The sequence below is a fragment of the Sphingomonas sp. R-74633 genome (assembly GCF_013416555.1).
Classification (GTDB): Bacteria; Pseudomonadota; Alphaproteobacteria; order Sphingomonadales; family Sphingomonadaceae; genus Sphingomonas.
Window position 1 is genome coordinate 577,273 of record NZ_JACCFG010000002.1, and the last position, 24,876, is coordinate 602,148.

Annotated in this window: 26 protein-coding genes; 14 read left to right on the forward strand and 12 right to left on the reverse strand. The window is 66.4% G+C overall.

Annotated features, from left to right (window positions below):
* Window positions 1-669 carry a DUF6624 domain-containing protein gene (locus HZY97_RS08875; RefSeq protein ID WP_180142666.1) on the reverse strand — a complete coding sequence of 223 codons (669 nt, stop codon included), beginning with the start codon at window positions 667-669 and terminating at the stop codon, window positions 1-3.
* Window positions 670-893: 224 nt separating this feature from the next.
* On the opposite strand from HZY97_RS08875, the gene HZY97_RS08880 reads away from it, so the two are divergent.
* From HZY97_RS08880 to HZY97_RS08900, 5 genes are all read left to right on the forward strand, one after another.
* A complete protein-coding gene (locus tag HZY97_RS08880; protein ID WP_180142669.1) occupies window positions 894-1,895 on the forward strand; it encodes a PhoH family protein in 1,002 nt (333 codons plus the stop codon).
* Window positions 1,888-2,397, forward strand: coding sequence for an rRNA maturation RNase YbeY (gene ybeY, locus HZY97_RS08885; RefSeq protein WP_180142671.1), 510 nt, complete (start codon window positions 1,888-1,890; stop codon window positions 2,395-2,397). The genes HZY97_RS08880 and ybeY overlap by 8 nt, the downstream gene beginning before the upstream one ends.
* Before the next feature lie 9 nt (window positions 2,398-2,406).
* The gene (locus HZY97_RS08890) at window positions 2,407-3,318 is read left to right on the forward strand and encodes a hemolysin family protein (protein ID WP_180142673.1); all 912 of its coding nucleotides are present in this window, start codon (window positions 2,407-2,409) and stop codon (window positions 3,316-3,318) included.
* A 519-nt stretch (window positions 3,319-3,837) separates the two neighbouring features.
* Window positions 3,838-6,030 carry a catalase/peroxidase HPI gene (katG, locus tag HZY97_RS08895; protein ID WP_180142675.1) on the forward strand — a complete coding sequence of 731 codons (2,193 nt, stop codon included), beginning with the start codon at window positions 3,838-3,840 and terminating at the stop codon, window positions 6,028-6,030.
* An 81-nt stretch (window positions 6,031-6,111) separates the two neighbouring features.
* Window positions 6,112-7,545 (forward strand): sorbosone dehydrogenase family protein, encoded by a 1,434-nt coding sequence (locus tag HZY97_RS08900; RefSeq protein ID WP_180142677.1) that lies wholly within the window; start codon window positions 6,112-6,114, stop codon window positions 7,543-7,545.
* 33 nt (window positions 7,546-7,578) lie between these two features.
* Here HZY97_RS08900 and HZY97_RS08905 read toward each other — a convergent pair whose 3' ends face one another.
* Window positions 7,579-8,556, reverse strand: coding sequence for an agmatine deiminase family protein (locus tag HZY97_RS08905; protein ID WP_180142679.1), 978 nt, complete (start codon window positions 8,554-8,556; stop codon window positions 7,579-7,581).
* A 19-nt stretch (window positions 8,557-8,575) separates the two neighbouring features.
* Window positions 8,576-10,195 (reverse strand): M28 family metallopeptidase, encoded by a 1,620-nt coding sequence (locus HZY97_RS08910; RefSeq protein WP_180142681.1) that lies wholly within the window; start codon window positions 10,193-10,195, stop codon window positions 8,576-8,578.
* A gap of 100 nt (window positions 10,196-10,295) precedes the next feature.
* Here HZY97_RS08910 and HZY97_RS08915 point away from each other — a divergent pair, with 100 nt between their 5' ends.
* On the forward strand, window positions 10,296-11,615 hold the full coding sequence (locus HZY97_RS08915; protein ID WP_218942974.1) for a hypothetical protein: 1,320 nt from the start codon (window positions 10,296-10,298) through the stop codon (window positions 11,613-11,615).
* Window positions 11,616-11,713: 98 nt separating this feature from the next.
* Here the strand turns inward: HZY97_RS08915 and HZY97_RS08920 are convergent, their stop codons facing one another.
* Window positions 11,714-12,430, reverse strand: coding sequence for a hypothetical protein (locus HZY97_RS08920; protein WP_180142683.1), 717 nt, complete (start codon window positions 12,428-12,430; stop codon window positions 11,714-11,716).
* Window positions 12,431-12,923: 493 nt separating this feature from the next.
* Between HZY97_RS08920 and HZY97_RS08925 the strand changes: the two genes are divergently transcribed.
* A complete protein-coding gene (locus HZY97_RS08925; RefSeq protein ID WP_180142685.1) occupies window positions 12,924-14,909 on the forward strand; it encodes a S9 family peptidase in 1,986 nt (661 codons plus the stop codon).
* A 133-nt stretch (window positions 14,910-15,042) separates the two neighbouring features.
* Here HZY97_RS08925 and rpsD read toward each other — a convergent pair whose 3' ends face one another.
* Window positions 15,043-15,657, reverse strand: coding sequence for a 30S ribosomal protein S4 (rpsD, locus tag HZY97_RS08930; RefSeq protein ID WP_180142687.1), 615 nt, complete (start codon window positions 15,655-15,657; stop codon window positions 15,043-15,045).
* Window positions 15,658-15,834: 177 nt separating this feature from the next.
* Here rpsD and HZY97_RS08935 point away from each other — a divergent pair, with 177 nt between their 5' ends.
* A complete protein-coding gene (locus HZY97_RS08935) occupies window positions 15,835-16,137 on the forward strand; it encodes a chorismate mutase (RefSeq protein ID WP_180142689.1) in 303 nt (100 codons plus the stop codon).
* Window positions 16,138-16,174: 37 nt separating this feature from the next.
* On the opposite strand, the gene HZY97_RS08940 is transcribed toward HZY97_RS08935, so the two are convergent.
* The 6 genes from HZY97_RS08940 to rpiB all read right to left on the reverse strand — a co-directional run bounded on the left by HZY97_RS08940 (window position 16,175) and on the right by rpiB (window position 19,948).
* On the reverse strand, window positions 16,175-16,456 hold the full coding sequence (locus HZY97_RS08940) for a hypothetical protein (RefSeq protein WP_180142691.1): 282 nt from the start codon (window positions 16,454-16,456) through the stop codon (window positions 16,175-16,177).
* Window positions 16,457-16,494: 38 nt separating this feature from the next.
* Window positions 16,495-16,764 (reverse strand): hypothetical protein, encoded by a 270-nt coding sequence (locus tag HZY97_RS08945; protein ID WP_180142693.1) that lies wholly within the window; start codon window positions 16,762-16,764, stop codon window positions 16,495-16,497.
* A gap of 225 nt (window positions 16,765-16,989) precedes the next feature.
* The gene (locus HZY97_RS08950; protein WP_180142695.1) at window positions 16,990-17,715 is read right to left on the reverse strand and encodes an RNA methyltransferase; all 726 of its coding nucleotides are present in this window, start codon (window positions 17,713-17,715) and stop codon (window positions 16,990-16,992) included.
* Window positions 17,712-18,185, reverse strand: coding sequence for a transcriptional regulator NrdR (gene nrdR / locus HZY97_RS08955; protein WP_180142697.1), 474 nt, complete (start codon window positions 18,183-18,185; stop codon window positions 17,712-17,714). Before nrdR ends, HZY97_RS08950 begins: the two co-directional genes overlap by 4 nt.
* 3 nt (window positions 18,186-18,188) lie before the next feature.
* Complete coding sequence (glyA, locus tag HZY97_RS08960) at window positions 18,189-19,499, reverse strand: serine hydroxymethyltransferase (RefSeq protein ID WP_180142699.1); 1,311 nt, start codon at window positions 19,497-19,499, stop codon at window positions 18,189-18,191.
* A complete protein-coding gene (gene rpiB, locus HZY97_RS08965) occupies window positions 19,496-19,948 on the reverse strand; it encodes a ribose 5-phosphate isomerase B (protein WP_180142701.1) in 453 nt (150 codons plus the stop codon). The genes glyA and rpiB overlap by 4 nt, the downstream gene beginning before the upstream one ends.
* Before the next feature lie 58 nt (window positions 19,949-20,006).
* On the opposite strand from rpiB, the gene HZY97_RS08970 reads away from it, so the two are divergent.
* Both HZY97_RS08970 and HZY97_RS08975 read left to right on the forward strand, forming a co-directional pair.
* Window positions 20,007-20,258 (forward strand): hypothetical protein, encoded by a 252-nt coding sequence (locus HZY97_RS08970; RefSeq protein WP_180142703.1) that lies wholly within the window; start codon window positions 20,007-20,009, stop codon window positions 20,256-20,258.
* Window positions 20,258-20,728, forward strand: coding sequence for a hypothetical protein (locus HZY97_RS08975; RefSeq protein ID WP_180142706.1), 471 nt, complete (start codon window positions 20,258-20,260; stop codon window positions 20,726-20,728). The genes HZY97_RS08970 and HZY97_RS08975 overlap by 1 nt, the downstream gene beginning before the upstream one ends.
* Window positions 20,729-20,860: 132 nt before the next feature.
* Here HZY97_RS08975 and HZY97_RS08980 read toward each other — a convergent pair whose 3' ends face one another.
* Window positions 20,861-21,685, reverse strand: coding sequence for a LytTR family transcriptional regulator DNA-binding domain-containing protein (locus tag HZY97_RS08980; RefSeq protein ID WP_180142708.1), 825 nt, complete (start codon window positions 21,683-21,685; stop codon window positions 20,861-20,863).
* A 152-nt stretch (window positions 21,686-21,837) separates the two neighbouring features.
* On the opposite strand from HZY97_RS08980, the gene HZY97_RS08985 reads away from it, so the two are divergent.
* The 4 genes from HZY97_RS08985 (at window position 21,838) to HZY97_RS21070 (ending at window position 24,854) form a co-directional block, all read left to right on the forward strand.
* Entirely contained in the window at window positions 21,838-22,392 is a 555-nt protein-coding gene (locus HZY97_RS08985; RefSeq protein ID WP_180142710.1) for a DUF1579 domain-containing protein, read from the forward strand.
* A 148-nt stretch (window positions 22,393-22,540) separates the two neighbouring features.
* Entirely contained in the window at window positions 22,541-23,785 is a 1,245-nt protein-coding gene (locus HZY97_RS08990) for a DUF3419 family protein (protein ID WP_180142712.1), read from the forward strand.
* Window positions 23,782-24,438 (forward strand): class I SAM-dependent methyltransferase, encoded by a 657-nt coding sequence (locus HZY97_RS08995; protein WP_180142714.1) that lies wholly within the window; start codon window positions 23,782-23,784, stop codon window positions 24,436-24,438. The genes HZY97_RS08990 and HZY97_RS08995 overlap by 4 nt, the downstream gene beginning before the upstream one ends.
* 2 nt (window positions 24,439-24,440) lie before the next feature.
* A complete protein-coding gene (locus HZY97_RS21070) occupies window positions 24,441-24,854 on the forward strand; it encodes a response regulator transcription factor (RefSeq protein ID WP_306670050.1) in 414 nt (137 codons plus the stop codon).
* Window positions 24,855-24,876 lie beyond the last annotated feature (22 nt).

Consider the following 24,876-nt stretch of genomic DNA (forward strand, 5'->3'; position numbering starts at 1 on the left):
CTACATCGCGCAGGGCTTGCCGATCTCGAGGTCGCCCTTGGTTTCGGCCAGCGTCTTCGCCCAGCCGATCCTGGCACGGCGCTCGTCGACATGCTCGGGATCGGCGATCGGCAGGATCGTCAGCTTGCCGGCGATGCAGCCGGCCTGGCTGCCAAAGACCTGCGGCCCGCCCTGATGGACGACCACACGGTCGGTGGTCAGCGCGAAGTCCATCGCGTCGACATCGCCCTTGCCGAGCCGCTCGCCCATCGCCCCCATTATCCGGGTGCGGAAGGCATCGTCCGGGCTGTGCTGGACGATCAGCCAGGCGCCATGCGTCACCTGCCGTCCGTCGCGGCGATTGCGGAACCAGCCGTCCGCCGGCAGCAGCGCCTTGAGCGCTTCGGTGTTGGCCGCGTCGATCGCCGACATCCGCGGGCCGATCTTCAGGCTCAGCGCAATCTGCTGCGCGGGGCTGAGCGCCGGATCGCCGGCGCGCCACATATGCTGGCGGGTGATCTCGTCGAGCGCCACCAGCCGGGCGACCTTCTGCGCCAATGTCGGATGGTCGGGCTGCGGCGCGCGCTCGACTTCCGCGACGGCAGCCTCCCATTCGGCCGCGTACCGCGCCACCACATCGTCCTGGACCGGGCCGGCGATCGCCAGCGCCATCGGGAGCAGCATCAGCATGTGGCCTCTATCGCACAGTGCCCGACTTCCTTGAAGCCAGGCCAATTTGTCCCTGTCAAAGTTGGAAATCCTCTGTCACTCTTCCCACATCACATGCGCCAGGGAACCGCCCGCATCGTCTTCGCTTTGACACGCAGCGCCGTTAGGCGCGGTGAGCAAGCAAGCGCCGCGCACACGCGTAGCACAGTCAACAGAGTCAATTTTTTCCAGCGCGAAGGAGCCGCATGAGCCGCAAGCCTGTCCCCGCCCAGCCCGGTGAACGTTCCCGCGCCGAGGTGAATTTCGACAAGCCCCAGCTCCTGCCCCAGCTTTTCGGCGAGTTTGACAGTAACATCCTCGCACTCGAAGAGCGGCTCGGCGTGTACATCCACGCCCGCGGCCAGCGCGTGCAGATCGAGGGCTCGGCCGAGGCCGTCGCCCATGCCCGCGAAGTGCTCCAGGAGCTCCACGCCCGCGTCATCCGCGGCGAAGTGATCGATACCGGTCTGATCGACGCCGTGATCGCGATGTCGAGCGAACCGATGTTCACCGGCATCGTCAAGGCGGACCAGGGCGACGCCCCGGCGCAGATCATGATCCGCACGCGCAAGAAGACGATCGTGCCGCGCTCGGTCGCACAGGCCGCCTATATGCGCGCGCTGGTCGGCAGCGACATGATCTTCGCGCTCGGGCCGGCGGGCACCGGCAAGACCTACCTCGCCGTCGCCCAGGCGGTGGCGCAGCTGATCACCGGCAGCGTCCAGCGCCTGATCCTGTCGCGCCCCGCGGTCGAGGCGGGCGAGAAGCTCGGCTTCCTGCCCGGCGACATGAAGGAGAAGGTCGATCCCTATCTCCGCCCGATCTACGACGCGCTCTACGACTGCCTTCCCGCTGAGCAGGTCGAGCGCCGCATCGCCAGCGGCGAGATCGAGATCGCCCCGATCGCCTTCATGCGCGGCCGCACGCTCGCCGACGCCTTCGTCATCCTCGACGAAGCGCAGAACACCACGCCGGCGCAGATGAAGATGTTCCTCACCCGCTTCGGCCAGAACAGCCGGATGGTGATCTGCGGCGATCCCAACCAGGTCGATCTGCCCGGCGGCCCGCCCGCCTCGGGCCTCAACGACGCGACCCGCCGGCTCGAGGGTGTCGAGGGCATCGCCTTCTCGCGCTTCTCCACCGCCGACGTGGTCCGCCACCCGATCGTCGGCCGGATCGTCGATGCCTATGAGGGGCCGAATGCTTGACGTAGCCGCGATCGTCGAGAGCCCCTGGCCCGACGCCGACTGGGAAAGCCTCACCAGCCGCGCCGCCGAAGTCGCGATCCGGCAGACGCCATATCTGGAATGGCTCGATCATCCCGCGACGATCGAAGTCGCGGTGCGCTTCACCTCGGATGCCGAGGTCCATGTCCTCAATCGCCAGTATCGCGACAAGGACAAGCCGACCAACGTGCTCTCCTTCCCGATGATCCAGCCCGATCTGATGGAAGCGGTGACCGAGAATAGCGACGATGGCGAAGTGCTGCTCGGCGACATTGTCCTGGCGCACGGCATCTGCGCAGCCGAGGCGCTCGAGCGGCAGATCTCGGTCGAAGATCATGCCACGCACCTGATTGTCCACGGCCTGCTGCATTTGCTAGGCTATGACCATATGAACGACGCCGAAGCCGATGCGATGGAGGAGATGGAGCGCGCCGCGCTCGCCGGCCTCGGGCTTCACGACCCCTATCTGATACGCGAGGACTGAACACCGAACATGCCCGAGGGCCCTAGTAGCACCAGCAATGGCGACAACCACGAAGGTGGCGGGATATGGCGGGGCATCCGCACCCTGCTGTTCGGTGACGACCAGGAAGAGACGCTGCGCGATCGCCTCGAAGACGCGATCGACGAGCATGAGGAAGAGGGCGGCAAGGCCCCGGCAGGCGACCTCGCCCCGATCGAGCGCCAGATGCTGCGCAACCTCCTCCATTTCGGTGAGCGCGATGCCGGCGATGTCGGCGTGCCGCGCGCGGACATCATCGCGGTCGACGAGAAGACCAGCTTCGCCGACCTGGTGAAGCTGTTCGAGGAGGCCGGCCATAGCCGCCTGCCCGTCTACCGCGACGAGCTCGATACGATCATCGGCATGGTTCACATCAAGGACGTGTTCAACATCCTGGCCAGCGGCGCACCGCACCCGGAGAGCCTGTCCGGCCTGATCCGCCAGCCGCTCTACGTTCCCCAGTCGATGGGCGCGCTCGACCTGCTTGCCCAGATGCGCCTGCGCCGCACCCATCTCGCCATCGTGCTCGACGAATATTCGGGGACCGAGGGGCTGATCACGATCGAGGATCTGATCGAGGAGATCGTCGGCGAGATCGAGGACGAGCATGACGACGCGCCGACCGCGCTGTTGGTGCCGATCGAAGGCGGCGGCTGGGACGCCGATGCCCGCGCCGAGCTCGAGGACGTCGCCGAGACGGTCGACCCGCGGCTCGGCGAAGTCGATGGCGATGTCGACACGCTGGGCGGCCTCGCCTTCGTGCTCGCCGGCCATGTGCCCGAGGCCGGCGAGTGCCTCGAGCATGACAGCGGCTGGAAGCTCGAGATCGTCGAGGCCGATCCCAAGCGCGTCACCAGGCTGCGTCTGCACCCGCCCGCGGAGAAGGCGCTGGCGGAGGAATAGGCGACCATCGGGCTAATAGAACTTGACAAAACAAACCAAATAGGTTACACGGCTCGCCATCCCTCGTACCAGGCCAGTATGCAGGATGCGAAGGCCGGCTTGCGCGTTGCATCGCCGGAGGACCGGTGCGGAGTCGTTCGGCGTAAGTCGAAGCTTCGCCTGATAATTTGCCGTAGAGCCCCTCGCCTGAAAAATACCCCTGATTACTTCTCCACGGCTGAAATACAGGGGGAGGCACGCCGCGGCCAAAAGTCTCGACGCGACACAGAACACGAGTACCCAAAAACAAACGTCGTCGAGCCCGAGCGCCTGAGAAGAGAACGCGCCGGTCCTTTCCTTTGTCCATCCCCCGGGTGCTCCGGCACGCCGGGCTGTCGGCGCATCCGGCGCCCGGAACGCAGATGACAACGGCGTGTCGTAAAAATCACCCGGTCGATCAGTGACCGTCAACTAATCCATTTCTTCGATTGCGTCCGGAGTGGCATCCATGGGGCACACATCCAGCAAGGAGATCGGGAGATGGACGCGAAGACAGGATCGATCGATGGCGGCGGCTGTCCGATGCATGGCGCCGGCGATGGCCGTGCGCTGCTCGGCCGCACCAACAAGGACTGGTGGCCCGAGATGCTGGCGACCGAGATCCTCAATCCCAATGGCGCGTCCAACCCGATGGGCGCGGATTTCGACTATGCCGAGGCGTTCAAGAAGCTCGATTACGCCGCGCTCAAGGCCGACCTGACCGCGCTGATGACCGACAGCCAGCCCTGGTGGCCGGCCGATTACGGGCATTACGGTCCCTTCTTCATCCGCATGGCCTGGCACGCGGCGGGGACCTATCGCACCGCCGATGGCCGCGGCGGCGCCAATAGCGGGCAGCAGCGCTTCGCTCCGCTCGACTCCTGGCCCGATAACGGCAACCTCGACAAGGCGCGCCGCCTGCTTTGGCCGATCAAGCAGAAATACGGCAAGCACATCAGCTGGGCCGATTTGTTCATCCTCACCGGCAATGTCGCGATCGAGAGCATGGGCGGGCCGGTGTTCGGCTTCGGCGGCGGCCGCGCCGACGTGTTCGAGCCCGAGCGCGACATCTATTGGGGCTCGGAAGACAAATGGGTGAACCAGGGCGTCCAGACCCGCATCGCCCCCGAGCATGGCATGCACGAGATCGAAGGCCCGCTCGCCGCGATCCAGATGGGCCTGATCTACGTCAATCCCGAAGGTCCGCAGGGCAATCCGCATGACGACGCCGGCATGGCGCGCGACATGAAGGAGACCTTCGCGCGCATGGCGATGAACGACGAGGAGACCGTCGCGCTCACTGCCGGCGGCCACACGTTCGGCAAGGCGCATGGCAATGGCGACGCCTCGCTGCTGGGCAACGCGCCCGCCGGCGGCGATCTCGTCGCCCAGGGCTTTGGCTGGGTCAGCGGCCATGAGAGCGGCGGCATCGGCGAGCACACCGTCACCAGCGGGATCGAAGGCGCCTGGACCAACACGCCGCGCGAATGGACCGAGAATTTCTTCCGCCTGCTGCTCGACTATGACTATGAGCTGGTGAAGTCGCCCGCAGGCGCCAACCAGTGGCAGCCGATCAACCAGAAAGAAGAGGACATGGCGCCGGCGGCCTGGGATCCGAACATCAAGGTCCCGACGATGATGACCACCGCCGACATGGCGCTCAAGCGCGACCCGGCCTATCGCGCGATCAGCGAGAAGTTCCGGACCGACCACGAAGCATTCAAGGACGCCTTCGCCCGCGCCTGGTTCAAGCTCACCCACCGCGACATGGGGCCGAAGGTCCGGTATCTCGGACCCGAAGTCCCCGCCGAGGACCTGATCTGGCAGGATCCGATCCCGGCAGGCACCAAGCCCTCCGACGCCGATGTCGCGGCGGTGAAGGCCAAGATCGCCGGCAGCGGCCTTACCGTCAGCCAGCTGATCAAGGCCGCCTGGGCCTCGGCCAGCACCTTCCGCAAGTCGGACTATCGCGGCGGCGCCAATGGCGCGCGCGTCGCGCTGGCCCCGCAGAAGGACTGGGACGTCAATGAGCCCGCGACGCTGGCCAAGGTGATCGACACGCTCAACGGGTTGCGCGGCTCGATGTCGCTGGCCGATGCGATCGTGCTCGGCGGCGTGGTCGGCCTTGAAAAGGCGATCAAGGATGCCGGTTCGAGCGTCGCGGTGCCCTTCACCGGCGGCCGCGGCGATGCGACGGCGGCGCAGACCGATGCCGACAGTTTCGCGGTGATGGAGCCCGAGGCCGACGCCTTCCGCAACTATGTCGGCAAGAAGAAGCTGGCGGTGAAGGTCGAGGAGATGATGCTCGACCGTGCCTCCTTGCTCGGCCTGTCGGTGCCCGAGATGACCGTGCTCATCGGCGGCCTTCGCGTGCTCGGCGCCAATCACGGCGAGCGCGGCCATGGCCATTTCACCAAGCGCCCGGGCCAGCTGACCAACGACTTCTTCGTCAACCTCTACGACATGACCAATGTCTGGAAGGCCGGCAGCGACGACGACTATGTCGCGACCGACCGCAAGGAAGGCCATGAGAAGTGGCACGCGACCCGCGCCGATCTGATCTTCGGATCGAATGCCGAACTGCGTGCGGTGGGCGAAGTCTATGCCGAGAACGGGCATGAGGAGAAGTTCGTCAAGGACTTCGTCGCCGCCTGGACCAAGGTGATGAACGCCGACCGCTTCGACCTGAAGTGAGCATCCAGTTCCTCCCCGAGCTTGTCTCGGGGAGGAATTAAGATGATTGGCTTCCCCCGTCCCCGCCCCTATCCTCGGCGAATGCTCAAGCGTATTCTCATCGCCCTTGCGATCGTCGTCGTGGCGGTTGCCGCCTTCCTCTTCTGGGCCACGCGCCCCGATATTGCGAAGCTCTCCGAACAGGCCGTCACCGGCGTGGTCCCGCAACTGGGCGAAGCGCGCAGCCAGGATTTCCCAACCGTCAGCATCGCCAAGCCGGTGGGCTGGGCCAATGGCGCCAAGCCGATTGCCGCCGCCGGGCTCAACGTCGCGCCCTTTGCCGGCAAGCTCGATCATCCGCGCTGGATGTACCGCCTGCCCAATGGCGATGTGCTCGTCGCCGAGACCAATTCGCCCCCGCGTGAAGGCGGTGGGATCACCGGCTGGATCATGGGGATCATGATGAACCGCGCAGGCGCCGGCGTGCCCTCGGCCAACCGCATCACGCTGCTGCGCGACACCAATGGTGACGGCGTCGCCGACCAGCGCTCGGCGCTGCTCGAGGGGCTCAATTCGCCGAGCGGCATGGCGCTGGTCGGCGACTGGCTCTACGTCGCCAACACCGACGCGCTGGTCCGCTTCCCCTACAAGGCGGGCGACACCAGGATCACGGCCAAGCCCGAGAAGATCCTCGACCTCGCCGGCGGCGGCAATCACTGGGCGCGCAACATCCTGGCCTCGCCCGACGGCAAGCGCATCTATGTCGCGGTCGGCTCCTCGTCGAACCTCGCCGAGAACGGGCTCGACAAGGAAGGCGCCATCTACACCGCCGAGACGCCGTTCGACGTGGCCAAGAACCTCGATGCCGCCAAGCGCACCCGCGCCGCGATCCTCGAAGTGGTCCCCGAGACCAAGTCGTCGCGTGTCTTCGCCTGGGGCCTGCGCAATCCCAACGGCATGGCCTTCGAGCCGCATACCGGCGCGCTGTGGACCGTGGTCAACGAGCGCGACATGCTCGGCTCGGACATGCCGCCCGACTATCTGACCCAGGTCGATTTCGGCACCTTCTATGGCTGGCCGTGGAATTACTGGGGCGGCTATGTCGACAAGCGCGTGACGCCCGAGCGCCCCGACCTGCGCGAGTATAGCAAGCGCCCGGACTTCGCCCTCGGCCCGCACACCGCGCCGCTCGGCCTCGCCTTCGCCGCCGACGCCAAGCTGGGCGGCCAGTTCGCCAATGGCGCTTTCGTCGCGCTGCACGGCTCGTGGAACCGCGAGCCGCCATCGGGCTACAAGCTGGTCTTCGTGCCGTTCGGCGACAATGGCTTCCCGCTAAAGGGCAAGAAGCCGGTCGACCTGCTTACCGGCTTCCTGAACAAGGACGGCAAGACCGTGAACGGGCGCCCCGTCGGCCTGATCACCGATGCCGGCGGCGCGCTGCTGGTCGCCGACGATGTCGGCAACATGATCTGGCGCGTGAGTGCGACGGGGGCAGCTACGCCCGCGGCCCCGGCTGCGGCTCCGGCCAAGAAGTAAGGAGGAGCCCCGGCCTCGGCCGGGGCCTCCCGATTACGCCCCCGGAATCTGCTGGCTGATGCAGTGGAAGCTGCCGCCGCCGGTCAGGATATGGTCGGCGCGCTGGCCGATGATCGCGCGGCCCGGGAAGAGCTTGGCCAGCGCGTCGATCGCCGCCTGGTCATTCTCCTGCCCATAGAGCGGCACCACCACCGCGGCATTGCCGATATAGAAGTTCATGTAGCTCGCCGGGATGATCTCCTCATCGTCGTTGAGCACGCGGCCGGGCGAGGGAAAGCGCACCACCTCGACGCCGAACGCCTCGGCGCGGCGGGCGGCATCCTGGTAGATGCGCCAATTGGGGTCGTTCTCCGCGGCCTCGGGGATCAGCAGCCGGTTCTCGCCGACGAAGCGGGCAAGGTTGTCGACATGGCCGTCAGTATGGTCGTTGAGCAACCCGTCGCCCAGCCACAGCACCTGGCTGTAGCCCAGGTCCTTGTGGAGCAGTTCCTCGACATCGGCCTTGGTCAGCTGCGGGTTGCGGTTGCGGTTGAGCAGGCATTGCTCGGTGGTGACGACCAGGCCGGTGCCGTCGCCGTCAATGGCGCCGCCTTCAAGGACCCAGCCATGTTCCTCGGTCTTGAAGCGCGCGCGCTCGGCGAGGCGTAGGCCGATATCGTCGTCGCCTTCGAGATCATATTTCCCGCCCCAGCCATTGAAGCGGAAGTCATGCGCGGTGCGGTCGCCGCCGATGATCGCGGCGGTGTCGCGCAGCCAGATGTCGCCGAACGGCTCGACCACGATCTTCGCGGCGTTGCCGACCAGCAGCTTGGCGGCGGCGGCGGCTTCGTCATCGGCGGCGACCAGGATCACTTTCTCGCCGCGGCCCTCAGCGTGCACCGCCTTGGCAAAGGCGGCGACTTCGATGCGCGCGGAGGGAAGGTCTTCGAGCCAGAGTTCGGGATGGCTGGGGAAGCCGATCCAGACGGCGTCGTGATGCGCCCATTCGGGCTTGGGGGGCGGAATCGTCATTCCGCCCCCATAATCCCGTTCACTGCCCCGCGCGAGACTTGTCGCGAACCGCGCGGAATTCTGCGGTCGGATACCAGTTGGGCCAGGCAGCGCCGTCGGCGAGCTGGCGGCCGAGCGCGTAATAGACGTTCAGGTCCGAGGCCGCGCCGCTCCAGTCCCAGGAGGGGTCATACTGGTCCTGCGGCTTGTGATAGCGGTTCTGGGTATAGTCCTTGGCGGCTTTCTCGCCGGCTTCCTTGCCGCCATTGACCAGGTCGTCGCCGCTCTCGCCATAGAGCATCGGCACGCCGAGCTTGGCGAAGCTGAAATGGTCGGAGCGGTAATAGCCGCCTGCCTCGGGCCGCGCCTCGGGGACGATCACCCGGCCCTCGGCGGCGACGATCGGCTTGACCAAGTCCTCGAGCTCGGACTTGCCGGCGCCGACCAGCACGAAATCCTTCGTCTTTCCAATGACATTCAGCGAATCCATGTTCACCCCGCCCACCGTCCTGGCGAGCGGATAGACCGGATTCTCGGCATAATATTTGGAGCCGAGCAGCCCCGATTCCTCAGCTGTGACCGCGAGGAAGACGATGCTGCGCTTGGCGGGGCCCGCCTTGGCATGGGCTTCGGCCAGCGCAACGAGGCCGCCGATGCCCGAGGCATTGTCGACCGCGCCGTTGCAGATGTCGTCGCCATTGACGGCGTCGCAGCGGCCGAGATGGTCCCAATGCGCCGAGTAGAGCACCACCTCATCGGGCTTCGCGGTGCCGGGCAGGATACCGACGACGTTCTTCGAGGCCTGGCGCCTCACCGAATTATCCCAGCTTACAGAGGCCTTTACGCCGAGCGGCACCGCCTTGAAGCCCTTCTGTCGGGCCGCGGCGGAGAGCGCGTCGAAATCCTTGCCGGCCGAGGCGAAGAGCGCCTTGGCCTTGTCGAGCTGCATCCAGCCGATCGCCTGGCTCTGGTCCATATGGTCGCCCGGCGTGTCCTGCTCGAGCTGCGGGCCGGTCCAGGAGGACTGGACCACGCCCCAGGGATAGGCGGCCGGGAAGGTGTCGTGGACGATGATTGCCGCCGCCGCGCCCTGCCGCGCGGCTTCCTCGAACTTGTAGGTCCAGCGGCCATAATAGGTCATCGCCCGCCCCTCGAATAAGCCTTTGGCTTCAGGGGTTTGGTAGTCGGGGTCGTTGACCAGGATGACGACCGTCTTACCTTTCACGTCCCGACCGGCATAGTCGTTCCAGCCGCGCTCGGGGGCGTTGATGCCGTAGCCGACAAAGACCACATCGCTGTCCTTGATCGCGACCTTGGGGACCACGCGGTAGGTCGCGATCACCATGTCCTTGCGATAGTCGAGCGACACCGGGGCCTTGCCGCCCGTGAAGACCAGCGGCGCCACATTGTTCGCGGTGATCTCGACCAAGGGCACGTCTTGGGTCCACTTGCCGTGGTTGCCCGGCTTTAACCCAGCCTTTTCAAAGCGCTGGATGATATAGGCGAGCGTCTTCTCCTCCGCCGGCGTGGTCGGCGCGCGGCCTTCATAGCTGTCCTGCGAGATCTCCCGGGTGACCTCCTTCATCGTCTCGACCGGGATGGTCTGGGCATTGGCGGCGGTGCCGGCGAGCAGCAGCGCGGCAGTCAGCAGATGGCGCATGGAGATCCCCTTACGGAACAATCGTGCGCGGATGTTGGCGATAGTTGCACCCAATCGCAATGCAGGGCAGGCTGGTAGCGATAACATAGGAGGGGGATCGATGCGCTTCTGGACGCTCTGGGCACCGTTGTTGGCGCTTTCCCTCCCCGCCGCCGCGCAGCAGCAGGATTACACCGCCGCCAATGCCGACCGCCAGGCGATGCTCGACCGGCTGGGAATCACGCAAATCCGCCCCGGTGCTGACGGGTTCGACCCCAGGGCGCCCAATGCAGTGAACTATGACGAGAGCAAAACCGGCACCTATGAACTTCCGGGACTGATGCGTCTGAACAACGGCCGCGCGGTCCGGAACAGCAAGGATTGGGACCGCCGCCGCAAGGAAATCGTCGAAGCGTTCGACCGCGAGATTTACGGCCGCGCGCCGCTAAGCGCCCCAAAAATAACGTGGAATCTCGTTCGCGAGGAAAAGACGACCGAAGCCGGGCTTCCCGTCGTCAAGCGCTGGATGGAGGGCGTTGCGGACAACAAGGCCGCCCCGCAAGCTTCCGCGACCATAATGCTCAGATACACGCTGCCCGCAGCCGAGCGCCGCGTGCCGGTGATGCTCAGCTTCGGCTTTCCCGAGGGCTTCAAATTCCCCGGCCCGCCGCGCCCCGCCGACCCGGGCCCACCCTATACCGAGCAGCTGCTCAGGCATGGCTGGGGCTATGCCGTGGTGGTGGCGAATTCGATCCAGGCGGACAATGGCGGCGAGTTGAAGACCGGGGTGATCGGCATCTCGCTGCAGGGACGCCAACGCACCCCCGAGGATTGGGGCGTGCTGCGCGCTTGGGCCTGGGGCGCGAGCCGGGCGCGCGAGGCAATCGCTTCGGACACCAAAGTTGACGCACGCCGGATCGGCATCGAGGGCCTGTCGCGCTACGGCAAGGCGGCGCTGGTGACCATGGCCTATGACCGCCAGTTCGCGATCGGCTTTATCGGCTCGTCGGGCGCAGGCGGCGCGGCGCTGTATCGCCGCAACTTCGGCGAGCGGATGGGCAACCTCGCCGCCGGGGGCGAATATCACTGGTTCGCGGGCAATTTCCTGAAATATGCCGGCCCGAAGACCGAGTTCGACTTGGCGGTAGACGCGCATATGCTGATCGCGCTTTCGGCACCGCGGCCGCTGTTCATCGGCGCGGGCACGGTCGACACCGGCGACGGCTGGGTCGATCCCAAGGGCAGCTTCTTGGCGGCGGTGGCCGCCTCGCCGGCCTGGGCGATCACCGGGGCCAAGGGCCTGAGCGCAACCGACTTCCCGCCCGAACTGACTCCAGTGACCGGTGGCGACCTCGCTTTCCGCCAGCATCGCGGCGGGCACAATAACCGCGACAACTGGCCGAGCTTCATCGACTTCGCAACGCGCGAACTACCGAACTGAAATCATCCCCGCGCGGGCGGGCCCGGGACCGAGAGCGGGGCCGCCGAAGCGCCGCGCCCGCCTGCGCAGGGATGACCAGGTGCGGCAGGGGGTGGGATCTATCCCCCCACCGCGCGCAGGATCTCGGCGGCGCGATCGGCGATGCGCGAGGCGGTTTCGAGCTGGTCGAACATGGCGTGCTGCAACTCTGTCAATGCCGGGATCAGTGCATCGCGCCGCGCCTCGGCAGCGCGGATCTGCGGCAGATAGCGCCGCTCGAGCTTCTTGAGCTGGACCATGTCTACCGCGGCTTCGACATGGACGATCAGATCGCTGTCGCCGTCGAAGCAGGTCGCCGAGGGGATCGCGCGCTCGGCATCGCGGTAGCGCTGGCGCAGACCGTGCACCTCCGCCTCGGCGGCGATGAAGCGATCGAGGGCGTCGGCATGGACGATCGGCTCGAACACCTGCGGCATGTTGGGCGGCCAATCGAGCGGATAATCCTGCACCGGATCGACCGCGAAGGCAGTGCTGCCCACGCCCCAGCCGGTGACCGGATGCGGCGAGATATCGGTGAGCAGCCCCGAAGGCCCTTCCCACACCGCATGGTGCCAGCCGAACAACGCCACGCCGGGGATCTCGACCAGCATCCAGCCGAACACGCATTTCCCGCCCTGCGCGCGTACCTGATCGCGCACATTCCAGTAGCAGCGCCCGTTACGGCTGCCGGCCAGCGGGTAACGCGGCACGGCGACGGCGCGCACCGCGGCCAGCCTGTCGAGCAGCAACGGCAATGACGGATGATCGAGCGCCGTATCTCGATGAAGCAGTCCCAATGTTCAGTCCCCCCGGACTTTCAAGCGAGTAAATTACGCGAACACGGACTCTGCGGGGCGGAATACAGGCCCCTTCGCCCGGCAAACCACCCGGCGAATGACGACAATGAACCAGTGCGACCCGGGGGTTTTGTTTGCAGAAATGTTACGGAAACACGCAGGCTTTGCCAAATGCGCGAGCGCCAATATGGGTCAGGAACGGCGCGAATTGCGCGGTTTTCCGCCAATTCGGGTAGAATGGCGCGGAATCGGCGCGGTTTGCGCATCCAGGCATCCGAGAGCCGTGCCGCGCGCCGGTGAAGCTTTCGCAATCGCGTTGCCGCCCGGCGCCGGCGGTACGGCGGGCGGCTGCCGACAGGCACGCGAACATTCCGGCCCTAACGACTGGAAACATTGGAGAAACGCCGTGACGGATCGGGCCGACTCCGCGCCATCCGGTGATTGCCAAATGCCCGCTTCCGGCTAAGCTCGGCCACAAAATTGGGGGGATCCAATGCACAAACCGTTCCGCGCGGCGCTGCTCGCCGCGTCCATCATGCCCGTCTACGCCCACGCCCAGAGCGAGGACGCGCGCAAGTTCGGCGCGCGCGAGATCGTGCGCGACGTCAGCATCTCGCCCGACGGCAAGCGCATCGCGATGGTCGTCGCCTCGGGCACGCGCGGCACCGGGCTGGTCGTCTCGACGCCCGACGGCAAGCTGAAGCCGATCCTGAACTATACCGGCGCGGACGAGATCGAGCTGACCGGCTGCAGCTGGTCGACCGGCGAGAGGCTGGTCTGCACTCTGTTCGCCATCCTCAGCCGGGACGGCACGCTGACCGGACGGAGCCGGCTGTTCGCCATCAATGCCGACGGATCGAACGTGCGCGAGCTGAGCCCGCCCCAGACCTATGGCCAGCTCTACGAGCAGTCCTATGGCGGCGGCATCCTCGACTGGCTGCCCGACGAGCAGGGCAGCGCCGTGCTGATGCTGCGCCAATATGTGCCCGAGCAGGGCACCGGCACGCTGGTGGCGCAGAATCGCGAGGGGATAGGCGTGGAGCGCATCGACACGGTCACGCTCAAGCGCCGCAACGTCGAGGTGGCCAAGGCGACCGCTGCCGACTTCATCACCGACGGACACGGCCTGACGCGCGTGATGGCGACGCGCCCGCTGCTCGGCACCGGCTATTTCGGCAACGACGTGGCCTATAAATATCGCCGCGCCGGCGGCAAGGACTGGGAGCCGCTCAGCACGGTCACCTATAGCGGGTACCAGTTCAACGGCTTCCTGCCCTATGCCGTCGATCGCGACCTCAATGTCGTCTATGGCTTCGACAATGCCGATGGCCGCCAGGCACTCTTCAAGATCGCGCTCGACGGCAGCCTGAAGCGCGAGCTGGTGCTGGCGCGGCCCGATGTCGATGTCGACGGGCTGGTGCGCATCGGCCGGCAGCAGCGCGTGGTGGGCGTCAGCTATTCGACCGACCGGCGCGAGGTCAGCTATTTCGATCCGCAGATCAAGGCGCTGACCGCCTCGCTGGCCAAGGCGCTCAAGGGCATGCCGATCCTCGCGGTGACCGACGCCAGCGGTGACGAGAAGAAGCTGGTGATCTTCGCCGGCAACGACATCGATCCCGGCCATTATTACCTGCTCGACCGCGACACCAAGCAGATGGCCGAGATCTCGACGGTACGGCCCGAACTGGCCGGCGCCGCGCTGGCGAGCGTGAAGGCGATCAAATACAAGGCGGCCGACGGCACCGAAGTGCCCGCCTATCTGACCCTGCCGCCGGGCAGCGACGGCAAGAACCTGCCCGCGATCGTGATGCCGCATGGCGGCCCCTCCGCGCGCGACGAATGGGGCTTTGACTGGCTCTCGCAATTCTTCGCGGCACGCGGCTATGCCGTGATCCAGCCCAATTATCGCGGCTCCTCGGGCTATGGCGAGAAATGGTTCAAGGGCAATGGCTTCCGCTCGTGGAAGGCCGCGATGGGCGACGTCAACGATGCCGGCCGCTGGCTGATCGCACAGGGCATCACCAGCCCGGACAAGCTGGCGATCGTCGGCTGGTCCTATGGCGGCTATGCGGCGCTGCAATCGAGCATGCTCGACCCAGATCTGTTCAAGGCGATCGTGGCGATCGCGCCGGTGACCGATCTCGAGAAGCTGGCCGACGACATGAAGACCGGATCGAGCGACGGGCAGGTGCGCGACATCGTCGGCAATGGCGCGCTCCAGCAGGAGGCCTCGCCGGCCAAGCATGCCGAGCAGATCAAGGCGCCGGTGCTGCTGTTCCACGGCGACAAGGATCTGAACGTCGCAATCGCGCAATCGGAGCTGATGGCATCGCGGCTGCGCGGCGCGGGCAAGGGCGTGGAGTTCGTCGAGTATAAGGGGCTCGACCACCAGCTCGACGACAGCGAGGTACGCGCGCAGATGCTCGACCGGATCGACCGGTTCCTGCGGAGCAACATGAAGCTGCCGGCGAAGCCGTAAGGGGGAGCTGGCCGCGCGGCTCCCCGGTCACCCCGGCACGAGGCCGGGGTGACAATATGGCGGCGCCGGTCGCCCAACGAAAAAGGGCGGCCCCGAAGGACCGCCCTCTTTTCTCGTTCCCGAAGGAAGCCGATTAGCGCGAGTAGAACTCGACGACCAGGTTCGGCTCCATCTTCACCGGGTACGGAACCTCGTCGAGGGTCGGCACGCGGGTGAAGGTGATCTTCGAGGCGCCGTCCGGCGACACGTAATCGGGGATGTCGCGCTCGGCGAGGCTCTGCGCTTCCATGACCAGCGCCATTTCCTGCGCCTTGGTGGAGAGCGACACGGTCTGGCCGGGCTTGATGCGGCGCGAACCGATGTTGCACTTCTCGCCGTCGACGCGGATGTGGCCGTGGTTGACCAGCTGGCGGGCCGCGAAGATCGTCGGCGCGAACTTGGCGCGGTAGACGATCATGTCGAGGCGCATCTCGAGCAGGCCGATGAGGTTCTGCGACGTATCGCCCTTCATCTTCGAAGCGTCCTCATAGGCGCGCTTGAACTGCTTCTCGGTGACGTCGCCGTAATAGCCCTTGAGCTTCTGCTTGGCGCGCAGCTGGATGCCGAAGTCCGACATCTTGCCCTTGCGGCGCTGGCCATGCTGGCCGGGGCCGTATTCGCGCTTGTTCACCGGGGACTTAGGACGGCCCCAGATGTTCTCGCCCATGCGGCGGTCAAGCTTGTACTTTGCGCTGGAACGCTTCGACATTTGTAATCCTTGCAATCGCTAACAACGTTTTTCCCGGTATCCGCCTGCTGGTCTCGCTAGGAGGGCAGGGCCACCGCTTCACCGGGGTGCGGGGCCATTGCGAAGGCGCGCGGTTAGCGGCGCATCGCGCAGGAGTCAAGCTGGACAGCCCCTGCCCGCCCCTGCCAAGGAGCGCCGATGCAAGATACGATCGATCCCCAAGCCTGCACCACGATGCTCGAAGTCCGCGCCGGCGTGGACGCAGTGGATGCGGCGCTGGTCGCGCTGCTCGAACGGCGCTTCGGCTATATGGACGCCGCCGCCCGCATCAAGCCCGAGCGCGGCCATGTCCGCGACGAGGCGCGCAAGGCGCAGGTGATCGCCAATGCCCGCGCCCATGCCCGGGCGGCCGGGATTCCCGACGCGCCGGTGGGCGAGATCTGGGAGCTGCTGGTCGAAGCCTCGATCGCCTATGAGCTCGAGGCGTTCGACCAGCGCTGAGCCGGCCCCGGACGGGGGCGGCCGTGCCTCGCTGAACCTACGGTTCCTTGCCGAAGCTGCGGTTGCCGCCCATCAGTCGCTGCCCCATCGCGCGGTCCGCGCGATCCGAGGTGTACTGGTTGAGCTCCGCCCATTCCGCGCGGGTGAGGCAGTATCTCGTGCGCAGCACGATCGAGCCGGTCTGCTCGACCATGCGGCAGATCTTCTTCTCTACCGGCGGCTTGGCATCGGCCGCGGCGGGTTCGGGAGTCGGTGTCGCCTGCTGCGCGATTGCGGGAGCGGCGAAAGCAACACACGCGAGCAAAATAGCGAACTTCATCCCTATCCCCTTTATCGATACCGGCTAGGCTCCGCCGATCAGTTGCCGCCCATGCTGCCGGTGCCGCCGCGCGGACGATTGCCGAGCGTGCGCTCGGTCTGCTCTGCATTGGCGGCGCTGATCTGGCGCCACTCGTCGCGGGTGTGGCACTCGCGCTTGCCCATGATCGAACCGGTGGTGTCGATCATCTTGCAGATCTTCTTTTCCGGCTTCGCATCGGCCGTGGCCGGCGCGGGAGTCGGGGTCGCCTGCTGAGCAATTGCAGGAGCGGCGAAAGCAACACACGCGAACAAAACAGCGAACTTCATCAAACTCTCCACTGCGGGGGCGGGAGGCGGCCCTGTCGCGTGCCGGCCCAGGCCGGAGAGACAAGACGCACCGAAGGTCCGAACATTGTGCCGGCGCCGGTTGCCATGCCCCTGGCGACCGAATCCCGCACGAAACGCATCGGAACCCCCTCCCGCTACGATAGATTCGTGCAATCTAACGTTTTTTTGCACCTGCGAAAAGCAGAAGCATATTTCCGAACTGTATCAGCCGGCGCGGTGGCGCTTCCTGCCGTCGAGCGCGGAGAGCACGCCGCGGAACGTGCGCAGCTCATAGGTCGACCAGCCCGGCTTGGTGAGCAAAGTGCGCAGCGCGCGCCGGGTCGTGGGGACGCGATCGGGCGGGAAATAATAGCCCGAATCGGCGAGCATCGCGTCGAGCTGGTTGATCATCCCCTCAAGCTCGTCCTGCGGCGCGGGGGGATGGATCTCTTCCTGGGTGGGCTGGGCAAGCGCCTCGCCCTTCGACCATTCATAGGCGACTAGGATCACCGCCTGGGCGAGGTTGAGCGAGCCGAATTCGGGATTGATCGGCACGGTGATGATCGTGCGGGCGAGCGCGACATCGTCGGTCTCGAGCCCCGAGCGCTCGGGACCGAACAGGATCGCCGAGCGGCCCGCATCGGTGTGGATCGTCCGCGCGGCCTGCTCGGGAGTGACCACCGGCTTGGTGATGCCGCGCTTGCGCACCGTGGTGGCATAGACATGGGCACAATCAGCGACGGCATCGGCGACGGTCTCATAGACCTGCGCCTTCTCCAGCACGATGTCGGCTCCGCTCGCGGCGGGGCCGGCGCTGGGATTGGGCCAGCCGTCGCGCGGGGCGACGAGGCGCAGCTCGAGCAGCCCGAAATTGAGCATCGCGCGCGCGGCCTTGCCGATATTCTCGCCGAGCTGGGGGCGGACCAGTACGATGACGGGCGGCTGGCTCATTGCTTGCCGTTTTCCTGGCCCATCTCGGTGACGTTGCCGGCGAATTCCTCGAAGTCCTTGGCCTCGCGGAAGTCCTTATAGACCGAGGCGAAGCGGATATAGGCGACCGAATCCAAGCCCTTGAGGCCCTGCATCACCAGCTCGCCGATCTTCTGCGAGGGGATTTCGGTGTCGCCCAAAGTCTCCAACTGGCGCTGGATGCCCGAGACGAGCTTCTCGACCTGCACCGCGGTGATCGGGCGCTTGCGGGTGGCGACCGAGACCGAGCGGACCAGCTTGTCGCGGTCGAACGGCTCGCGCTTGTCCTCGCTCTTGAGCACGGTCAGCTCGCGCAACTGGATACGCTCGAACGTGGTGAAGCGCGCGGCACAGGCCTCGCACTGGCGCCGCCGGCGGATCGCCGCCCCGTCTTCGGTGGGGCGGCTGTCCTTTACCTGGCTGTCTTCATGTCCGCAAAAGGGGCAGCGCAATCCTTACAGCTCCGGATAGATGGGGAAACGCTCGCACAGCGCGCGGACGCGCTCGCGGACATTGGCCTCGACCTGGGCGTCGCCCTGCTCGCCATTCTTCTTCAGCCCGTCGAGCACGTCGGCGACCATGTTGCCGATCTCGCGGAACTCGGCGGGGCCGAAGCCGCGGGTGGTGCCCGCCGGCGAGCCGACGCGGATGCCGCTGGTCTTGACCGGGGGCAGCGGATCGTTGGGGATGCCGTTCTTGTTGCAGGTGATCGCCGCGCGCTCGAGCGCCTCGTCGGCGTCCTTGCCGGTGACGCCCAGCGGGGTGAGGTCGATCAGCGCCAAGTGCGTGTCGGTGCCGCCCGAGACGACCGCAGCGCCGCGCTCCTTGAGCGTGGCCGCGAGGATCTTGGCGTTCTCGACGATCGCGGCGGCATAGCCCTTGAACTCGGGCTGGAGCGCTTCGCCGAACGCCACCGCCTTGGCGGCGATGACGTGCATCAGCGGGCCGCCCTGCAGGCCGGGGAACACCGCCGAGTTGATCTTCTTGGCGATCGCCTCGTCATTGGTGAACACAGCACCACCGCGCGGACCGCGCAGCGTCTTGTGCGTGGTGGTGGTGACGACATGCGCGTGCCCGAACGGCGTCGGGTGCGCGCCGCCGGCGACGAGGCCGGCGAAGTGCGCCATGTCGACCATGAAGATCGCGCCGACTTCATCGGCGATCGCGCGGAACTTCGCGAAGTCGATCTGGCGCGGATAGGCCGAGCCGCCGGCGATGATCAGCTTGGGCTGGCTCTCCTTGGCCTTGGCGAGCACTTCGTCGAAGTCGATCAAATGCGTCACCGGGTCGACGCCGTACTGGACCGCGTTGAACCACTTGCCCGACATCGCGGCGCGCGCGCCGTGGGTGAGGTGGCCGCCCGAATCGAGGCTGAGACCCATGATCGTGTCGCCGGGCTTGACCATCGCGAGCATCACCGCGCCATTGGCCTGCGCGCCCGAGTGCGGCTGGACGTTGGCGAACTCGCAGCCGAACAGCTGCTTGGCGCGGTCGATCGCCAGCTGCTCGACTTCGTCCGAGGGATGGCAGCCCTGGTAATAGCGCTTGCCGGGATAGCCCTCGGCGTACTTGTTGGTGAAGACCGAGCCCTGCGCTTCGAGCACCGCCTTGGAGACGATGTTCTCGCTGGCGATCAGCTCGATCTGATACTGCTCGCGGGTCAGCTCATGCCGGACGCCGGCGAACACCGCCGGATCGGCCTCGGCAAGGCTGCGGGTGAAATAGCCGTCGGGCTGGGCGCCGAGGGTCACGGGGTTGGTGCTCATTCAGGGGCCCTTTCCGGATGGCTGAGCTTGTCGACCCGACGCTGGTGGCGGTCGCCGAGAAACTCGGTTGCGAGAAAACTGGTGATGCACGCCTTGGCCATCTCGATCCCGACCAGGCGGGCGCCGAGCGCGACGACGTTCGCGTCGTTATGCTGGCGGGCGAGGCTGGCCGAGAGCGGCTCGGAGACGAGCGCGCAGCGGGCATGCGGGTTGCGGTTGACCGCGATCGAGATGCCGATGCCCGAGCCGCAGAGCGCAACGCCCTTGTCGGCCTGGCCGGTCTCGATCGCCTTGGCGAGGCGATAGCCATAATCGGGATAATCGACGCTCTCGGGGCCGTTCGTCCCCAAATCGAGCACTTCATGCCCTTCGTTACGCAACCATTCGGCGAGTTCTGCCTTCATTGCGTAGGCGGCATGGTCCGAGGCGATAGCGATGCGGTGCGACATGCGCGCTCCCCTACGCCGCAAGGAACCGGCTGGCTAGACCGACTATTCGGAGAGAGACATGCGCAAGACGATTTTCGCCCTGATCCCGGCCCTGGCACTGGGTGTCGCCGCCTGCTCGCCGAGCGCGGAGAGCAATCTGAACAACTCCCTGGAGCGCACCGGCGACTCGCTGGAGAACAGCGTCAACGACATGGGCAACACGCTGGGCAACGCCGCCGATGATGCCGGTGCCGCGATCGACAATACCGCGGACGATGTCGGCAACCGCGCCGAGCATGTCGGCAATGCGATCGACGAGGCGACTCGCTGATGCGCGCGCTGCTCCTCCTCGCGCCGCTCGTGCTGGCGGGCTGCAACGCCGCCGACAAGACCGCCGATGCGACCGCCAACGCGACCGAGACCGCCGGCAATGCCGCAGTGGCGGTCGGCGGGTCGATCGCCAACGCCGTGAAGGAAGGCGCTGCCGACCTGAAGAAGGAAGCCACCGGCAAGGCCGTGGACCGCGACGACTGGGTCGGGCGCTGGAAGGGTGTCGAGGGGACGAACCTCGTCATCGCCAAGGGCGACGAGCCGGGCATGTACAAGCTCGATATGCAGTACACCCTGGACGACAAGGGCAGCTTCGCGGGCAAGGGCACGAGCGAGGGCATTTCGTTCACCCGGCCCGATGGCGACCAGATTCTGCACCCGAGCGACGGCGATGCGACGGGGCTGAAGTGGCTTGCGGGCAAGAAGGACTGCCTGACGGTGAAGTCGGGTGAGGGGTATTGCCGGGATTAGGTTGCCCTCTCCGAACACCCCAAACTGTCACCCCGGCCTTGTGCCGGGGTCCACCGGGAGGCGAACATTGGGCAAGAGGTTCGAGGGCATAGCTGCGGCACAGTGGACCCCGGCACAAGGCCGGGGTGACGACTATGGCTTGGTCCGCAGCCAGCCCCGCGCCCTTGCTTCTGCGGCATAGGTCGCGCTGACCGGGACGCTCTCCCCGCCCGCGAGCAGCAGCCGCCATTTCCGCCCCTCGCGCGCTGCCCCCTCGACCGCAGCGGCCGCAACCCAGGCGCCGCGATGCACCTGCGCGCCGTCGAGACCGGCGACTTCCTCCATTGCGTCGCCGAAGCGGTAATGGATCAGTTCGCTGCGCCCGTCGCGGCGGTGGACGCGGCAATAATGGTCCTCCGCCTCGATCGCCGCGAGGTCGCAGGCGGCGATCCGCGCCTTGGCCAGCAGGCCGGTTTCGGCGCGCACCGGACGCATGCGGCGAAGCAACAGCCAGGCGACCATCGAGCAGACCGCGAAGATCACCGCGCTGATCGCCGCCGCCCTGCCCCAGACATCGTGCGGCATCGCCTCCATCTCGACGCCGACCGCCTGGCCGCACAGCCAGATCTCGAACGGCAGCGGCAGGTTGAGCGGGATCGAGCCGAGCAGCGCGACGCGCGGCCAGTCGCTCTCCTTGCGTACGCCCCAGGCGAACAGCGCCTGCCATTTGAGCGCGTTCCACCCCATCAGCGTCAGCCAGAAGGCGATGCGGGGGCCGAGCGACAGCGCGCCGGTGTTGAACCCGCCGGTGACGATCATCAGCGCGGCGGCGGCGGCGCAGGCGACCCAGAGCAACGGAAAGCCGGGGACCGGTTTTTTGGGGGCTGCGCGTTTCGCGAAGGCCAGGACGCGCTTCGCGAAACCGCGCTTGTCGGCAAGGCGGGCGATGGGGCCAGTGCGGAGCGACCGGGCGGGCATCCAGTGAAGCTGCCACGCGCCGGGCACGACCACAACGGGAGGCCCACATGTTCTTCAAGTCCGTCATCCCGGCGAAAGCCGGGACCCAAAGCTCCAAGCGCGCCGGCAGAGAAACCCTGGGTCCCGGCCTTCGCCGGGGAATAGTCTGGGGGATGGCCTTCACGCTTCTCGCGCTCACCCTGCCCGCCACTGCTTATGCCCAGGCCGCCGATACCGCCGCGCTCGCGGCGCAGGGCGAGGCGATGCACAAGCTCGACTGGATGCACGGCAAATGGCGCGGCGAGGCGCGGATGCAGACGCCGAAGGGCGAACTGGTCGTCACGCATACCGAGCGGGTCGGCACGCTGCTCGACGGGACCATCACGCTGATCGAGGGCAAGTCGTTCGGCGCCGACGGCAAGGTGCCGTTCAATGCCTTTGCGGCGGTGTCCTATGATGCGCACGCCAAAACCTATGCGATGGCAAGCTATGCCGGCGGCAGGTCGGGCAGCTTCCCGCTGGCGGTGACCGACAGGGGCTATGCCTGGGAAGTGCCGGCCGGGCCCAGCGCCAAGGTGCAATATAAAGCGAGTTTCGACGGCACGATCTGGATCGAGACCGGCGATTTCGTCGCGGAGGGCCAGCCGCCGCGCCCCTTCTTCAAGATGACGCTCAAGCGCGTCGGCGACACCGACTGGCCGGGCGCCGGAAGCATGACACGGGATTGATTTTATTGGGCTCCTGACTCTAGGGCTGGCCCCGGGGGACCCCGTTGCGGGGGTCGGGGTTAGACCCTAGAGTGACGCCGGTTCGTCACATTGGGGTAATAGGGCGTGGCGGATCGCCACCGGCCCGCCGGGCGTCCAGGAGCAAGTGATGGGTTCGATTACCAAGACGCCGAAGAATGTCGCCGTGCGCGGCGCGGTGCACCGCCACGAGCATCTGAGCAAGGAGGGCCTGCTCGAGCGCGCCTTTACCTTCGCTTTCCGCGGCCTGGTCTATCCGCAGATCTGGGAAGATCCGGTGATCGACATGGAAGCGCTGCAACTGCAGAGCGACCATCATCTCGTGACGATCGCGTCGGGCGGCTGCAACGTCTTCTCCTATCTGACCGCGAACCCCGCGAAGATCACTGCCGTCGATCTCAATCCGGCGCATATCGCACTCAACAATCTCAAGAAGCAGGCGGCGCTGCGGCTGCCCGATTATGCCGCCTTCCACCGCTTCTTCGGTCAGGCCAACAAGGCGGAGAATGTCGAGGCCTATCGCGAGTTCATCGCCCCGCATCTCGACGCGACCTATCGCGACTATTGGGAGCGCCGCGGGCTGAACGGCACGCGCCGCATCGATGCGTTCAAGCATGGCTTCTATAAATACGGCTTGCTCGGCCGGCTGATCGGCTTCGTCCACTGGCTGGGCAATCGCTACGGCATCGATCCGCGCGAGATCCTCAAGGCGAAGACCATCGAGGAGCAGCGCGAGATCTTCGAGACGCGCTTCGCGCCGTTCTTCGACAAGAAGTTCCTGCGCTGGCTGGTCGACCAGCCCGCCGCTTTGTTCGGCTTCGGCATCCCGCCGGCGCAGTATGACCTGCTCAAGGTCGACGACCAGGCAGGGATCACCGGCGCGCTGCGCAGCCGGCTGCGCAAGCTGGCCTGCGACTTTGACCTGAAGGACAATTACTACGCCTGGCAGGCCTTTGGCCGCGGCTATGGCGAGGGTCCGGATGCGCCGCTGCCGCCCTATCTCGAGGCGAAGAATTTCGAGAACGTGCGCGCGCGCGCCGAGCGCGTCGAGATCCGCCACACCAACTACGCCGATTATCTGGAGTCGATGCCGGCCCAGTCGCTTGACCGCTACATCCTGCTCGACGCGCAGGACTGGATGACCGACGAGCAGCTCACCCGGATCTGGGGCGAGATCACCCGCACCGCCAAGCCCGGCGCGCGCGTGCTATATCGCACCGCGGCGATCCCTGACGTGGTGAAGGGCCATATCCCCGACGAGCTCATGGATCAGTGGGAATATGAGGACCAGGCCAAGCTCGACGACTGGACGCGCCGCGACCGCTCCTCGGTCTATGGCGCGACGCACGTCTGGACGCTGAAGCCGCACGCATGAGCGCTGCGACCGGCGACCAGAAGGGGCTGATGGACGCGACCTATGCGCTCCATCGCCACTTCTACGACTTCACGCGGAAATTCTATCTGCTCGGTCGCGATGCGCTGATCCGCGGGCTGAACCCGCCCAAGGGCGGGACGGTGCTCGAGGTCGGCTGCGGCACGGCGCGCAATTTGATCGTTGCGGCGAAGCGCTTTCCCGAGGCGCGCTTCTTCGGCTTCGACATCAGCGAGGCGATGCTCGAGACGGCGCGCGCCTCGGTCGAGAAGAACGGGCTGAGCGGCAAGGTCACGCTGGCGCAGGCCGATGCGGGCAATTTCGACGTGAACCGGCTGTTCGGCGTTGAAAAGCTCGACCGGATCTTCATGAGCTACACGCTCTCGATGATACCGCCCTGGGTGGAGGCGATCGAGCTGGGGGCCAAGGCGCTGGCACCGGGCGGCAGCCTGCACATCGTCGATTTCGGGCAATATGAGCGGCTGCCGAAGTTCGCCAAGAAGTTGCACTTCAAGTCGCTCAACGACTTCCACGTCCACCCGCGCGCCGAACTGCCTGCAGTGCTCAAGCGCATCGCGGGCGAACAGGGACTGCGGCTCGATTTCCGCTCGACGCTCCGCGGCTATGTGTGGAGCGCGACGCTGACGCGGGACTGAGCTTGGGCAAGCGCATCCTGCTGTACGGCGCGCTGCTGGCGGCGGGGACATTGCTGCTCGAATGGCTCGATTACCAGCGGCTGGTGCGCAGCCATGTCGGCGAATTCTATACCTTCCTGATCGCGGCGGGATTCCTGGCGCTGGGCGTCTGGCTGGGCGCGAAGGTGCTGGCAGCGCCCAAAGCCCGGCCGTTCGACGGCAATCCGCAGGCGGTGGCGACGCTCGGTATCTCGGCGCGCGAGCTGGAGGTGCTGGGCGAGATCATGGCGGGGCGATCGAACCAGGAGATCGCCGACCGGCTGGGCGTGTCGCTCAACACGGTGAAGACGCATGTCGCGCGGCTGCTCGAGAAGCTGGGGGCAAAGCGGCGGACCGACGCGGTGGCGCGGGCGCGCGAACTGGGGATCATGCGCTAGTTTCGCGCAAATCATCCTTTCG